The sequence below is a fragment of the Aestuariivivens sediminis genome (assembly GCF_022662105.1).
Lineage (GTDB): Bacteria > Bacteroidota > Bacteroidia > Flavobacteriales > Flavobacteriaceae > Aestuariivivens > Aestuariivivens sediminis.
Window position 1 is genome coordinate 956,819 of the sequence record NZ_JAKMCP010000001.1, and the last position, 15,211, is coordinate 972,029.

The window sequence follows — 15,211 nt, forward strand, 5'->3', positions numbered from 1 at the left end:
GTTAGACATTAGTTTAATTAAATATTACAGAGAGATGAAGTTGAAACACTGCGAAACGTTAGACTTCTCTCTCTTTTAGTTTATCTTAGAATTAATCGTTTTTCATCAAATTCAAAATCTTTTATAATGCCAAAATCTTTAATGGTCGAGATGATTTTATTTAAACTTTGATCTTTCCTTAAAAGTCCTATAAATTCTTCATCCTTTATCGCTTCATTTTCAAATACGACTTTAACATCATACCATCTCGCTAAAACTTTCATGATGTTTTGCAGGGATTCTTCTTCAAAACTAAAGATGCCATCCTTCCAGGAAATCTCATTGAACACATCAACCTCCTTAATGGTCGTTGTATGCGTTTGCAGATCAAAATCCAGCTGTTGATTAGGAACCAATCGTTGTTTACGTTCCGCAGGACCTACCAGCACTTTGCCCTCCACCAGGGTGGTGTAAATATTGGTCTCGTCCTTATAGGCCTTAATGTTAAAGGCTGTACCCAATACCTCTACCTCTTGAGATGAATTTAGCACTTTAAATTCAGCCCCATTATGGGCAGTACTCGGAGACACCTCAAAGTAGGCTTCGCCATACACCAATTCCACCTCGCGGGCTTGCCCTTCCATAAAACTTACAGGATATTTTAGTTGCGATTCGGAGTTCAGCCAGACCTTGGTACCATCGGACAGCTCAATAAAAAACTGCCCGCCTCTTGGTACCGTCAGATGATTAAAAACTAACTCAATTATGTCCTTGCTATTACCCTCATAAACGATTTCTTCCCCGTTACTTTTAGCGTTCCGGGTTTGAATGGCATTCCCTTTTTCCAGGGCTATCTGGGAGCCATCCTCTAAAGTCAGTATGGCCTTATCGGTACCCTGTTCAATAACATTGGTATTCACTATGGCAGGGGTGCCGCCATCCTCAACGGATGTCGTGAATACATTAGTTCTAAAAAAATAGGCCGTCGCCAAAATACCCACCAGAATGGCGGCTGTTGCATATCTGTAAATCGATTGTGTTCTTAGCCTATAACGCCACGATTTTTCCTTACGAATGGCATCCAACAATCTTTGGATAGCAACATCTGTTTCCGGATCATTCATGTGCAGATTTATAATAAAATGCGTTTTCGCATACTCCTTAAACAATTCTTTATTTAAATCCTTTTCAATCCACACAGAAAGGAAATCCAAATCGGACAGTGTTGCCGAGTTGGTCAGGTACTTCACTATTACTTTTTTAATCTCAGGAGTCATTATTTGAAATGTTCTTTATACCTCTATAGCAAAGCAGAAATTAAAAACCCTTGCTTTTTTAACAAGTTTTTTTATTCTTCATAAAATTTTCATGACATTTACATAAAATAGGTTAGGTTCAATTCGTGTTATGTCATTAAAATTTGAAAATTCATCCATACTGATTTTAAATCTGAAGGAGGGAAACGAAGAGGCTTATAGGTATTTGTTAAAAACCTATCATAGTCTCCTGTTTAATTATGCCTTCAGTCTGACCAACGATCGCGCTATGGCCCAGGATGTGATTCAGGAGGTTTTTATGAATCTCTGGAGGGATAGGGAAAAACTTGATGCCTCCTATTCATTAAAAAACTATATCTTCAAGATGACCTATAATAAATTCATTAACCAATACCACAAAAAAAGAGCATTTTCTTCTATTGAACGTGCCTATATGGAAGCCTTGAATGAATCTGTAGATGATAATTATACCGAATTATTGGAAAAAAAATTAGCCTTAGTGTCGGAAGGCATTTCAAGTTTACCCAAAAAATGTAAAGAGACTTTTTTATTAAGCAAAAATGAGGGTTTGACCAATATTGAAATTGCTGAATACCTCAATATTTCCATAAAAACAGTGGAAGGTCATTTAACCAAAGCCTATAATATCCTTAGAGAACGATTGGCAGAGAAGTTGAAACATATTTTGTTCATGCTATTTGAAAGGAATTCCACCAAATTATAGAATCCTATACTTATCTTGTTTTGAAAATTAAAAATAAAGACATCTTTCTGTTTTGGATTTACTTCTCCATTTATGAGGTATTACCGTCATATAAATAAATCATGAGCAGGACGTCTTTCATGAGAACCCGTTTTGTCTTGACCTGGCCATGGTATTTTCCTTTATCGGGGTCACAAAACCCACTTGTCTACTCATACATGCTTTTGCAAATCATCCTGTAAAAAGTTATGCGTCATACCTCATCTTTAGCTTTAGCATTCCATACTAACAAGGCCAAAATCACTGAAAGTATGGCTGCTCCTAACCAAAATATCCTGATCTGTGAAAAATCATAAGATATCACACCATCTGTCATTAATGCTGAGTCTTCTATGTATATCCCACTTATAATCTCCTGGATCCCTGCACCTGCATAACTGGCTATACCTATCAAGCCCATAGCTGCTCCTGCTGCTTTCTTTGGAGCTAAATCCACTGCCATGAGCCCTCCCAGGAAGGTTATCAAAATTCCTATGGCAAATCCATGTACGATCATTGAAATTGAGTCTGTAAACACATTAGAATTTGAATAAAATAAAAAGACCGAAACAGACAAGACATTGAGAATTCCTGCTACCAAGGCCGGCACATTCCGGCTTCCTTTAAAAAATCTGTCTGAAATAAATCCAGATAGAACCGTTCCAATAATTCCTGATATGGCTGTCAATCCAATAATTTGGGCTGCTTCAACATTACTGTAGCCTTTCTCAGCCTCGGCATAGAACACCCCCCAACTTTCAATAGCATACCGAATCACGTACATCAATGCTGACGATAGGGCGAGTAGCCAAATAGCCGGGTTCTTTAATATCGATTTTTGTGAACTACTTACATCTTGGGGCTTATTTTCGGAACGTTTTCCTCCTTTCTGTTTCTGTTCAAGTGATACTACTGATGGCAGTCCCTTGCTCTCAGGACTATCATACAAAAATAGCTTCACCATAATTGCCCCAATTATTCCTACTACTCCTGCTCCCCAGAATCCCCATCGCCATCCTCCAAAACCAATCAATAGTGGTAACAGTGTAAAGGCAATAGCCTTACCAATATTATGGCTGGCACTCCAGGCTGCATAATACGTTCCTCTTTCATTTGCTTTAAACCATCTGGTAAGGGCTACAACGCAAGGCGCTGCTCCCTGTGATTGGAACCAGCCACTCAAACCCCATACTATAATAAATACCAAGAAAACAGGAAAAAACCCTAGAATTAGGTTAGCCAATGCCGTAAAAAGCAATCCTATAGAAATAAATTTATTGACATTTAAATGATCTGATAAAAATCCATTAACCAGCTTACCTATAGCATAAGAAAAGAATAGTGCCGAACCAATTTGTCCTAATTGTGCAGGATCAAATATATCTGCATCAACCAGCGGTTTTTTAATCACACTCAAGCTCAACCTGCATACATAGAAAAAAGCATATCCAAATGTAGCGGAGAGGAAAACACTCCATTTGGACATCTTATACTTTTTTTGGACTAAGGTTTTATCACCAATTAATTCCCGTGCTGGCAAGGGCGCAAAATACGTTTTGATTTTATGTGTCTTTTGTATCATAATTTCATTTTTGATAACTTTTTATGCTAAAATTTAGCAGCGAAGGATTATATTTTAAAAGCACAGTCACAAAAACTGTGCTTTTAAAAACTAAACTAACTCAACTATAAAAAAACTAACTAAATTTTTTTAATTATGAAGTCCTTTACTTCTGAGATAATCTAATAGCAATTGGGGGCGATCTGTTTGAATTATATCAATATTTTTTTCAATAAACCAATCATAAACTGTAGGATCTATCATAGCCTTTTCATCATCATGCCCTGCGTTATGTTGAGGCCAAAGCGCGTTTACCCAAATACTAGAACCTCTGTGTCTAATCTTTTTAAACTCCTTGATAAATTTGATACTATCATGCTTTACGGTAAATTCAAATGCAATTGGTAGGTGCTTAGAAGATAAATACGCGTCAATAATGGCCTTTGCATTGTCATTAGGCAAACCTATTATCGGCATAAAATGGACTTCGTCCAAATAAGCTCCAAACTCAGTTTCTACCTCAGATAACTGTTTTGACCCTTTTATGACTACTTGGTTTTGTGTACCTGTTTCTTTTATGATTTCGTAACATTTATCGAAAATGGGGTAACTCTTATCTAAATTGATCAGAATTTTATCTTTTGATACCAATAGTGCTTCTTTAAGGGTTGGAATTTTATGTTGTGTTGGTACACGTAACCCATCCAATAAACGTAAAGATTTCAGCGAATCTAATGTCCATTCGCTAACTAAACCTTTCCCGTTTGTTGTCCTGTCAATGGTATTATCATGCATGAGAACTAAATGCCCGTCTTTAGTTTCACGAATATCAATCTCAACCATATCCACTCCCATATCAATACAATTTTGTATCGCTTGTAGGGAATTTTCAGGCGCATTGCGCCAATCACCGCGATGTGATACGACAATAATGTGATTGTTATTGGAATCTTTTAGATTTGCTATTTTTTCCTGAATTGAAGTAACGCTATTACTGTCAGCATTTTTCGTCTCTTCGGATTTTTTATTATCCTTGCACGAAACCAGTAAAAGAGTGCTAATCAATATTGTATATGTGAAAACTTTAAAGTTCATGTATTTATTATTTTAGATTTAATTAACGACTGGAAACCGGAGGGTTTCTGACCAATATCTTATTCCCTTATCTCCATTAATTGATAATTTGGCTATAATCATATTATCTTGTTGAACCAGTTCTAATTGTCCATAATTCAAATGGGGTATTATACTACCTATTCGATATCGGTTGTAATCTTCCTTTAAAAACTCCCAAGAATGCGTCATACCGCTTGATGTTATTTCGTAGATTTCATAGTCTAAATCCTTAAGTTTGATTTTACTTATTTCAGCCATATGACGATCTCCACTTAAAAAAATCACTCCGGGGGTCTTATATTTTTCTAATAGATTGAAAATCCGCTGCCTTGATATAGGGAAATTAGCCCATTTTTCATCTTTATGATCAGCGGGTATAATCTGTAATCCACTACAAATAATGGTGACACTTGAATTATTTTTCTCCAGTTCCTTCTCAAACCATTCCCATTGGTTTTGACCTAATATATCACCCTTATAATTTGGTTGATAAATCCCATTAATTCTAATAATTTCATCTTGATTATATCTAACATCCAATAGAATAACTTTTATAGAATGCTTTTCATTAATACTAAAAATATGAGCCGTATAAACCCCGTCATTTTCTCTTAGAAAACTATCTTCTGGCTCATCAAAAAAATCAAAAAACAGCTGCTTACTATCTTCTTTGTAACCGTAATTTTTATTTCCGTCATTAACCCCAAAATCATGATCATCCCAGGTTCCAATTACTTTAACCTTTCTCTTTAATTTTAGATAATCTTCATTGTTGCCCTGTTGTTTGTACTTTTGTTTTAAAACTTCCATATTATCTGTATCTCCATATATATTATCTCCAAGCCAAATCCATAAATCAGGCTTATTACTGATAATATCATCCCATAGCGGTTGAACTTTATCTTGTTTATTGCAAGACCCAAAGTTTATAACAAAATCGTTAGTCGAATCCGATTGTGCTAAACATAAAATGCTACTAAATACTATTAAATAAAGAAAGATATATTTAAGCATAAAAAATAAAAATTTAAAGCAGTTTCGTATAAGTAACCCGCTCTCATATTCACATAAAAGTTTATTTAATAATCAATTTTGTTGTTACTAACTTATTGTTCTCTTGAACCCTCAAAATATACATGCCATCTCTTAAGTTGGATGTTTTTATTTTTTCATTTGCTTCAATATTATTGGAATACACCTGTTTACCTGACATGTCAAAAATTTGAATCGATTTAGCACTATTTGAAGCCGTTGAAACATAAAACCCGCCTGAAACTACTGGATTAGGATATACTCTAAAGTCTTCTAATAGGATTTTCAGATTGGATAAGGTTATTGCGTTAACATTTGAGGTATGCTTTGCATTTTTACCATACATAGGCCAGCCACCTACTTGCAAACCTGTAGCAGAAGTTGTTAAGGCACTTAATTTACCGGCAGAAGCGGTTTCAACACCAACATATATTGTCCCATCTGAATCTATGGCTGCTGGAGATGTGATTTTAGCACCCAGACTTAAAGGTGTATAAGCCTCAGTCCCATCGCTATTAAGAACATAAAACATACCACTTGTATCTCCAAAATAGAGTCTGCCAAGATTATCAATAGCTGGTACAACTTCAATCGCTGCCCCTGCAATATAAGTCCACAGTATGGTTCCATCCACAGGATTAAATGCCTGCATTTTCCTTCCGGCATTACCCAAATATACCGTGCCATCTGCAGCAACGGCAGGACCTCCCTTTTCGGCATTTTCACCTACAAAAGTTACAGACCACTTTTCGGTACCATCTGCCGGATTATATGCTTTCAAAACACCATCTCCTGCCGCATTTAATTTTGCAGAAGCATAAATTGTTTCATCGTTTGCAAGTGCAATTGCTGAACTGGCATAACCCCCGGTCCCATAAGTTGTAGACCATTTTTGAGTTCCATCCGGATTAATCGCATACATAGTGTCATTTGTGGCTATCGCATAAATAGTACCATCAGACCCTATGGCAGGAACACTGTTAAAATCTGTACCTGTTCCAAAAATCCAATTCTGCACTGTTAAATCAAGAGAATAGTTACGTAATCCTCTGTCGTTGTTGTTACGGGTAAGTATATAAACGTCACCGTTATTTGCAAATGCGGGAGCTGAATAGCGTACTCTAGAATTCATATAAAAGGTACGTAAAGTGTCTCCTGAAACGGCATTGAATCTATGAACTCGTCTTCCGTAATGGCCACTTATATATACAGATCCATCGGCATTTATTGATGGGCTGGATATAATTTGGTCTACTTTATCTTGTAAAGCACCTTCATTTACATGTCCTTGCCATTTTAGCGTGTTATTTGGGTTAATAGCAAACACATTTTCAGGTGAAGTTTCGTAGGTTAGTGTATTACGTGTTGTGTAATCGCAAGCGATGTAAATTGTACCATCATCTGCAATAGCCGGACCCGAATAGGCTACTTTATCCGGTAATGTATAAGACCAGCTTTCAGCCAATTGTCCATAAGACCCCATAGATAATAATATGCCTAATATTGTGTAAATTTTTTTCATAATGTTTAAGTTTTAGAATGTGGAATATCCGGACGGCTCAAAATAAGAACCGTCCAAAAGATTTTTAATAAATTGATTTTTAGAAGCTTACCTGCCTTGGTGTTTCGCATTTTTAGAACGCATTGGCCAACCACTTGAAGCAGGCCCTGAGGCATTCGTTTTTAAAGCAAATAATTTACCCGTACCGTCAGATTGATCTGCGGCTACATAGATTGTACCATCTGAACCAATTGCTGCCGATGACCACACTCTAGAGCCCAACTGCATTTCTTTCCATTTCTTATTCCCATCAGGGTCTATAACATGAAAAAAGCCAGATTCATCCCCTACGTAGATATTACCATCATTATCAATAGCAGGTGTTACTAATGATTCTCCCAATAAATCATAACTCCATTTTATTGTGCCATCGGCACTATTGTAGGCCAATAGTTTACCATCTTGTCCGGCCAAATATAATGTTCCGTCAGGAGCAATAACCGGACCTCCCCTGGACACCTTATTGGTTCTACCTACGCGCCACTTTTCAGTTCCGTCATTGGGATCGTAGGCAATCAAGACTCCTCCCGATGTTGGATCCAAATTATTGCCTTCACCTGAAAAATAAACCGTCCCATCTTCACCTATAGCGGTTGCACAAGCTGTCCAACTTCCATACTCTGATTTCCATTTCTCTGTTCCGTCCGGATTTATGGCATAGAAAAAATCATCTGTATTACCTACGAATAATGTTCCGTCTGAAGCAATTGCGGGGGTTGCATTAAAATCACCACCTGCTCCAAAATTCCATTTCTCTGTCCCATCCGGATTTAATGCAAAAAGTGCATCGGACTGTGAACCAATATAAATAGTGCCATCACTCGCAAAAACGGCACCATTATAACGCGGATTACTTCCCGTATCGAACTGAAAGCGCAACGTGCCATCAGGACTGAAGGCGTACAAATTATCATCATAAGAGCCAAAATACACATTCCCATTATCATCTATGGAAACGGTACTTCTATTAATATCCCCTGCAGCATAGCTCCATTTGAGTGAACCTCCAGAGTTTATGGCAAACATGTTATCAAGACCATTTTTGGCACTACAAGCCATATAAACCGTCCCGTCATCGCCAACTGCTGGTGAGGCACTTTCAAACTTAGCAGGTAAATTAAATACCCAGACTTTAGTAGGTTCGGTTGTGGCGGTGGAAGGCTCAACTACATTAATTGTCTTCGAGAATTCGTTCACATTAATATTTCCCGAGTTATCCGTTACTGTGAGAACTACTGTAAATGCGCCTTTTTCATAAGTATGTACCGGAGATTGTTCAGACGATGTCGTGCCGTCTCCAAAATTCCAACTCCAAGATGAAATACTTCCATTTTGATCAAAAGATAAATCTGTAAAAACAGAAGCATTCCCTTCTATTACCTCAGTTTCGTTAACGCTAAAGGCCGCCACTGGCTTAGTATCCAAAACTGAATCTTCATTTTCGCATGAAACAATTCCAAAAAGGAAAAGGAATATGCCATATTTTAATAGTTTATTAATTTGTTTCATTTTTAATATTTTTAATCATTTAAGTTTTGTGATTGTAGTTTTATTATAATATCAACAGGATTATCTGTTTGCACAATACGACCTCCAATAGTAATTACTTCATTTAATTGTGCATAATTGTCGGATTGAGGTGTGGTACTTGTATTTACATAGGCATTCCTGAAAATATACCATCCTTTGGAATGAACTTGTTGCTCCAGTGCACTGTTATTAACATTAAACTGAAGCACATCAATATTAAAGCTATCATATTGGTTGAAGTCATTTTGATTTCTAACAATTGGCATAGGAATAATATCATTGTTACCAACATGAATCATTTCTCTGATAACACTGAACTCTGAAGAGTAAAACAACACTTGTTTTAGCATGCCATACTGATTGACCAAAGTGTATACTTTATTAAATGACGCTTTTTGGTCTATATCCAAATCAATATATATCTTGCCTCTGGACAATTCTAAAACTTCTTTTAACAATGGAATTTTCTCAGTAGTTAACATTCCGTTATCCTTATACAGATTATACTGCTGAAGTTCTTGAATCGTATATTCACTTACTCTACCAGATCCATTTGTGGTCCTGTCTATGGTTTGATCATGCATTAAAACCAACTCGCCATCTTTGGTTTGACGAACATCCAATTCAACCATAGCAATACCACTATGAATTGCATCCGTTATTGATTTTAAAGAATTCTCTGGGGCATCTAAATGATGTCCTCGATGTGCACAAACCATGATTTTTCCATTAAGAGCATTCAATTTATTTTTTAAGGAAGTTCTCCCGGAAATATCATTGGATAGCGATACCATCAATTCTTTTGACGCCGTATCTTCAGACTCCCCAGTTTTTGCGACAAGCTTTACTATAAAATCTCCTAACTTATTATAAGTATGCGTTGGGTTTTTTAAGGTAGATCCGGTCCCATCACCAAAGTCCCAATCAAAAGAGCTATTAGCTTCTATTCCAGTACTTTCATTAGTAAATTGAATATTTTCACCAACTAAAGGATTATCTTCTGAAATACTAAAAGCGGCAACCGTATTTAATGTTCCACCGGTATCAATAGCATCATCATTCTTTGAACATGATGCTATTAATAAAACTGAAATACACGCTAATACCCTTATTTTAAAGAATGCCGTATTCATAATATTTAATCCCAATTGGGATTTTGATCTAAATTTGGATTTAATAGAATATCTCCAGATGGAATAGGATACAAGTAATCTCTCGATTCGTCAAACGCCTTTGTTCTGTCTGCAAAGGGCACTAAATTTCCATCGACTCCATTTGACAATGTGATTACCCCTCCTATTTCCAGGGTCTGCGGTGTATTAAAAGAAGTTGATCCTTGAAACAATTCAATATCAAAAGAGCCATTGCCATCCAAATCAAATTGTCCCAATCCGGAGAAATACATGCCATTGAAATGTTGTTCTAAAAGTTTACCATTTTTCCAACGCATCAAATCATCGTACCTAAACCCTTCTAGCACCAATTCCACTCTGCGTTCTCTTCGAATTTCTAATATCACGCCAATATTTGAACCTGAAACATTTGAATATCTTGATTGTAAAACAGGGTCGGGTGAAGCATTAGCGTTAGCAAGATTTAAACCAGGCATGCCCACCCTTGCTCTTAATAGATTAATGGAAACATCTATATCTGCTTGTGTTAAAGTCCCCAACTCGGCCTTGGCTTCTGCAAAATTCAGCAATACTTCTCCAAATCTAAAGATTGGAATGTCCTGATATCCAGTTTGGAATCCATCTTGACTTTCGTCACTTATAAATTTGGCGATTTGGTATCCACTTATTGACGCCGAAAAATCAGGCAAGACTGGACTGCCTGAACCAATTCTCGTGTACCCGGGTGTCCTTATGGTTTGCGCCATTCTAGGATCACGATTCTGAGATTCTTGAGAAAAATCAAAGGTTTCATATCCACTTTGTGAGGTAAATGGTGAACCGTCATTTAATAAGTAGGTATCAACAATGGATTTCGTCAGTCCCACATCGCTTTGTGTTGGTGATGTAAAATAATAGTTGATATTATTAATGACATCCAAATCAATACTGTAACGTCTTGTAAGTATTATTTCATCTTCTTTGGCATCGTTGGAGGCAAACAAATCCCTGTAATCGATGTTTGGGTTTCCTGTTGAGTATAATCTGTAAGGCCCTTCATCCATAACCCGTTTTGCTGCTTGTTGTGCTAAATTCAGAAGTTCATCGGCACCTTGACCTCCATGATACTTCCTAAAGGTTCCTTCAAATAAGCAAACTCTAGATTTTAATGCTAAAGCAGTCCATTTATTGACTCGATCAGAAGACTTATCGGTATTGAGATTTGAAATTGCTCTATCTAAATCCTCAATAATCTTTTGTGTTATAAATTCCCGAGAATCTCTTGGTTTTAGAAGAAGTTCTGTATCATCACTTCCAATGACTTCGTCGTACCATGGCACATCTCCGAATCGCTTTAATTTATTGTAATAAAACAAAGCCCTAAAGAAATAGGCCACACCACCATATTCCTGTTTAGCTACTTCGTCGGGAGACCGTTCATAGTTTTCAAAGAAAATATTGATTTTTCTGAGATCTCCCCAACTCCAACCGCCGCTTCCAGCTTCGGCAGGAATTATTCGATTTCCCGTTTGCTCTAAGGGCACACCGTTAAATAATACATTGTCACTTAGGTTATCGCTTTCAATCACACCTCCAAACCCCGGTAAATCATTGTAAAAACTATTGGTATATAGTTCTAGATCTTGTGCAGTATTAAATGAGTTCTCTGGTGCAATCTCAGATAAAGGTGCTCTATCTAAGAAATCATCGTTACACCCTAAAAACAGAACTGCAATTATTAAAAAAGTTATAATTTTTTTCATTGTCATTTTTTTAGAGTTTTATATCAAGTCCGAATACGTAGGTTTTGGTAAATGGATAATCATTTCCATTCCCTAATTGCTCAGGATCTACAGTACGATCAGGATTATTTTTATATAATGGAGAAAATGTGAATAAGTTGGTACCGGTAGCATATAGCCTTAAACTACTTATATGCAGTTTTTTTGAAATATTTTCAGGTAAAGTATATCCAAACGTTATATTCTTTATTCTGAGATATGCTGCATTTTGGAGGTACTTATCTGAATTAACTCCCAACTGTGCCCCTTCATAAGGCCCGCCACGTTCTGCATATACTGCCAATCTGGGAAAATAGGCATTTGGGTTATCCGGTGTCCAAGAATTACTTTCTACACTTTTTGGATAAAAGTTTTGATACTGTCGCGCAAATGGCCCCCAGAAAAACCCATTATCCGTTCCAGGATTCCAATCGCGTTGCATTATTCCTTGTGCAAATACGCTTAGGTCAAAACCTGCATAATCAGCCCCTAAAGTAATACCATAATTATATCTTGGATTACTATTACCAATGCGTTTTAAATCTCCCGGATTTGATAATGTCCTATCACCTGGGGTAATAGCTCCGTCTCCGTCTACATCCGTAAATTTAATATCACCAGCTACAGGATGATTAATCAGGTAGTTATTTTGAATTCTTTCATTAACTCTTGTCTGGTCTGCATGAGATAGGTATTCGTCATCGGTCTGAAAAAATCCTTCAACGGTATAACCCCAAATCTCACCCAATTCCTGACCAACATAAAATTGTTCAATGTCGCCATTCGGGTTGTCGAACTTTGTAATATGCGTTCTACTATCACCAAGGATAAAGCCAATGTTATACTGAAATGGTTTGTTTGCTATATTAAATTGGTCTTTCCACTTTAAAGAAAGTTCAAAACCTTTTGTACGTAAATCTGCTGCATTTTCATCTGGTTCATTAGCCCCAAACACCGAAGGTAATTGAGCTCCTTGCGTTAACATATCTTTGATATCTCTACGATACCAATCAAAAGTTGTTGTAAATCTATTATTAAAGGCTGCTATATCTATACCAAAATCTAAAGTCTCAGAAGTCTCCCATGTGAAATTTGAGGAAACAGGATCTGGAGTAGATAAATAGTTTATCCTGCTACCATCTACGATATAATTACTTTGTCTAACGTCCAGAGTTGATATATAATCATAAGCACCTATGTTTTGGTTTCCAAGTGAACCGAATGATCCTCTTAATTTCACAGTGCCTATAAGGGGTTTTATCCCTGTCCAAAAGTCCTCTTCACTTAATTTCCATGCCACTGAAGTTGAAGGGAACAGACCCAGTCTGTTATCGACAGGAAATCGTGAAGACAAATCAAATCTGCCATTAAACTCAATTAAATATTTATCCAGCATATTATACTTTACCCTGAAAAACCCAGCTCTAATGGCCCATTCCTCCTCTGTTGAAGTAAGGAAAATATTATCCCCAGTTGCTAAATTGAAGGAATTAAGATTCTCCGAAAGATTTCCATTTCTGCTTGCAATATTCCTTTTAAATGTATTCCATTCCTGATTATAACCCACTAAAGCAGAAAACGTGTGATCCTTTAATGGATTAAATGTGTAATCTGCATAAGCATTTACAGCTTGATAAAGTGTTCGGCGTTCCAATTCTTTATAAATTTGAGTATTCTCTTTGTATAAAGAAACTCCCGCCCCATTTGGCTGATTTGTAAATGGTGTTGAAATGATTCTAACCCATTCGCTTTGGTTTCGATTTCTAAAACTGTAGTCCCCTTTAATTTCCAACCCTTTTGCAAGTTTTAAGGCAACCGAGGTTGTATTAAACACTTCAAAATCATCTTCTTCCGCTCTACTTTTTCCATTCAAAATATCCGCAAATGTTCCATCTGCAATATCTCTGTTGTTTGTATAAGCTCCTCTTATGATAAATGAACCATCCGGATTTCTAGGCAAATACAACGGTGATGCATGAAATGTATATTTTCTCCAATCTTCACTATTATCAGAGCCACTAACTCTTCTTGCATTAGTTGCGGGTTCAGAATAGTCTTTGTTAAAAACATTAATTGAATTCCCAACCGTTAACCAATCATATGGCTTTGCTTCGATTTTAGCTCGAAGTGTATACGTATTGAGAACATCTTTATTGACTTTATAAATACCATCTCTTTTATAATATCTGCCGGATAGGTAAAAATTCATTTTTTCACTACCTCCTGAAAGACTCAAATTATGTTCAGCGGACATTTGTTGGTCACTAAACAAGGTGTTCCACCAATCGGTATTCCCATAATGTACGTAACGCTCGGCCCCATTCACATCTTTAATTAAAACAGACGGAAGTGTTGGATCTAATCTCCTTGCTTCCAAATAAGCGTAGTCCTCTGCACCATAACCCAAATATGTACTGGTGTTTTCCAAAAGGCTTAATTTGTCACTTAAACGTGCCCACTCTAAACCGTCAGTAATAAAATTATCTGTTCTAATGGTAGGTGAACTCCAGCCATAATTTGTATTGTAGCTTATTCTAATGTCACCAGATCTTGCATTTTTCGTGGTAATCAAAATAACTCCAAATGCTGCCCTTGCACCATATATAGCAGCTGAGGCGGCATCCTTTAAAACGGAAATAGACGCGATATCTCTAGGGTTAATTCTATTAAGATTTCCTTGAACCCCGTCTATCAAAATTAAAGGACTACCCCCATTAATAGACCCTATACCTCTAATATCAATATTAGCTTCTTCATTAATGCTTCCATTATCTAAGGTAATGTTTAGGTTAGGTGCCACTCCTTGTAAAATTTGACTTGTGTTTGGACCAATATTATTCTCTATTTGTTGAGAACTAATAGATTCAACTGCTCCTGTTAAATTCTCTTTTTTAACAGTGCCATACCCTACAACTACTATTTCATCCAATGCTGAAGCATCTTCTACAAGTGTAATATTCAGGTTTGTTTGTTCGCTTACCGGGATTGCCTGTGTTTTATATCCAATATATGAGATTACCAATATTGAATTTGCATCTTTTACATTTAATGTAAAAGCTCCATCAAAATCGGTTTGTGTGCCATTTGTAGTGCCTTTTTCTAAAATATTGGCTCCCGGTAGAGGTTGTCCATTTTCATCATGAACTTTTCCATTAACCTGAAGATCCTGATACTTATACGTGTTTGATTCCGCCACATTAGGCTCATTGATTACAATCACATTATTTTCAGAAAGGTTGAATTCAACACTACTATTGGACAATGTATAATCTAAAAGCTCTTTTAGCTCAATAATCCCTTTTTTTAATTGGATTTTAGGGGCATCCTTGAACAATTCTTCAGGGTAAATAAAGCTAAAATCTGTTTGTTTGGTAATAATTTTAAATACCTGATAAACAGAAACAATCTTATCTTTTTCAATTTTTATTTTCTCTTGGGAAAAGGTGTTAATTGAGTTAAAACCAAAAAGAGTGGTACACAATAAAAAGATAAATGTCTTCATAATAATCAGCAGGAGCCG

Annotated in this window: 10 protein-coding genes; 1 reads left to right on the top strand and 9 read right to left on the bottom strand. The window is 36.5% G+C overall.

What is annotated here, in order from left to right; all coding sequences use genetic code 11:
• Nucleotides 1-80: 80 nt before the first annotated feature.
• Nucleotides 81-1,229 (bottom strand): FecR family protein, encoded by a 1,149-nt coding sequence (locus tag MR054_RS04035; RefSeq protein WP_242156277.1) that lies wholly within the window; start codon nt 1,227-1,229, stop codon nt 81-83.
• A gap of 157 nt (nt 1,230-1,386) precedes the next feature.
• On the opposite strand from MR054_RS04035, the gene MR054_RS04040 reads away from it, so the two are divergent.
• Nucleotides 1,387-1,980 carry an RNA polymerase sigma factor gene (locus MR054_RS04040; RefSeq protein ID WP_242156278.1) on the top strand — a complete coding sequence of 198 codons (594 nt, stop codon included), beginning with the start codon at nt 1,387-1,389 and terminating at the stop codon, nt 1,978-1,980.
• A gap of 232 nt (nt 1,981-2,212) precedes the next feature.
• Here MR054_RS04040 and MR054_RS04045 read toward each other — a convergent pair whose 3' ends face one another.
• The 8 genes from MR054_RS04045 to MR054_RS04080 form a co-directional block, all read right to left on the bottom strand.
• Nucleotides 2,213-3,580 carry an MFS transporter gene (locus MR054_RS04045; protein ID WP_242156279.1) on the bottom strand — a complete coding sequence of 456 codons (1,368 nt, stop codon included), beginning with the start codon at nt 3,578-3,580 and terminating at the stop codon, nt 2,213-2,215.
• Between the two features lie 129 nt (nt 3,581-3,709).
• Nucleotides 3,710-4,654 (bottom strand): glycerophosphodiester phosphodiesterase family protein, encoded by a 945-nt coding sequence (locus MR054_RS04050; RefSeq protein ID WP_242156280.1) that lies wholly within the window; start codon nt 4,652-4,654, stop codon nt 3,710-3,712.
• Nucleotides 4,655-4,672: 18 nt separating this feature from the next.
• On the bottom strand, nt 4,673-5,689 hold the full coding sequence (locus MR054_RS04055) for an alkaline phosphatase D family protein (protein WP_242156281.1): 1,017 nt from the start codon (nt 5,687-5,689) through the stop codon (nt 4,673-4,675).
• 61 nt (nt 5,690-5,750) lie between these two features.
• On the bottom strand, nt 5,751-7,229 hold the full coding sequence (locus tag MR054_RS04060; protein ID WP_242156282.1) for an outer membrane protein assembly factor BamB family protein: 1,479 nt from the start codon (nt 7,227-7,229) through the stop codon (nt 5,751-5,753).
• Nucleotides 7,230-7,316: 87 nt separating this feature from the next.
• Entirely contained in the window at nt 7,317-8,777 is a 1,461-nt protein-coding gene (locus tag MR054_RS04065) for an outer membrane protein assembly factor BamB family protein (protein WP_242156283.1), read from the bottom strand.
• An 11-nt stretch (nt 8,778-8,788) separates the two neighbouring features.
• A complete protein-coding gene (locus MR054_RS04070) occupies nt 8,789-9,931 on the bottom strand; it encodes a glycerophosphodiester phosphodiesterase family protein (protein ID WP_242156284.1) in 1,143 nt (380 codons plus the stop codon).
• Nucleotides 9,932-9,936: 5 nt separating this feature from the next.
• A complete protein-coding gene (locus MR054_RS04075) occupies nt 9,937-11,673 on the bottom strand; it encodes a RagB/SusD family nutrient uptake outer membrane protein (RefSeq protein WP_242156285.1) in 1,737 nt (578 codons plus the stop codon).
• A gap of 10 nt (nt 11,674-11,683) precedes the next feature.
• A complete protein-coding gene (locus MR054_RS04080; protein ID WP_242156286.1) occupies nt 11,684-15,193 on the bottom strand; it encodes a SusC/RagA family TonB-linked outer membrane protein in 3,510 nt (1,169 codons plus the stop codon).
• Nucleotides 15,194-15,211: the final 18 nt, after the last annotated feature.

Coding starts and splice junctions, on each gene's coding strand:
- MR054_RS04040 (WP_242156278.1), top strand. CDS start 1,387: ATGTCATTAAAATTTGAAAATTCATCCATACTGATTTTAAATCTGAAG.
- MR054_RS04045 (WP_242156279.1), bottom strand. CDS start 3,580: ATGATACAAAAGACACATAAAATCAAAACGTATTTTGCGCCCTTGCCA.
- MR054_RS04050 (WP_242156280.1), bottom strand. CDS start 4,654: ATGAACTTTAAAGTTTTCACATATACAATATTGATTAGCACTCTTTTA.
- MR054_RS04055 (WP_242156281.1), bottom strand. CDS start 5,689: ATGCTTAAATATATCTTTCTTTATTTAATAGTATTTAGTAGCATTTTA.
- MR054_RS04060 (WP_242156282.1), bottom strand. CDS start 7,229: ATGAAAAAAATTTACACAATATTAGGCATATTATTATCTATGGGGTCT.
- MR054_RS04065 (WP_242156283.1), bottom strand. CDS start 8,777: ATGAAACAAATTAATAAACTATTAAAATATGGCATATTCCTTTTCCTT.
- MR054_RS04070 (WP_242156284.1), bottom strand. CDS start 9,931: ATGAATACGGCATTCTTTAAAATAAGGGTATTAGCGTGTATTTCAGTT.
- MR054_RS04075 (WP_242156285.1), bottom strand. CDS start 11,673: ATGAAAAAAATTATAACTTTTTTAATAATTGCAGTTCTGTTTTTAGGG.
- MR054_RS04080 (WP_242156286.1), bottom strand. CDS start 15,193: ATGAAGACATTTATCTTTTTATTGTGTACCACTCTTTTTGGTTTTAAC.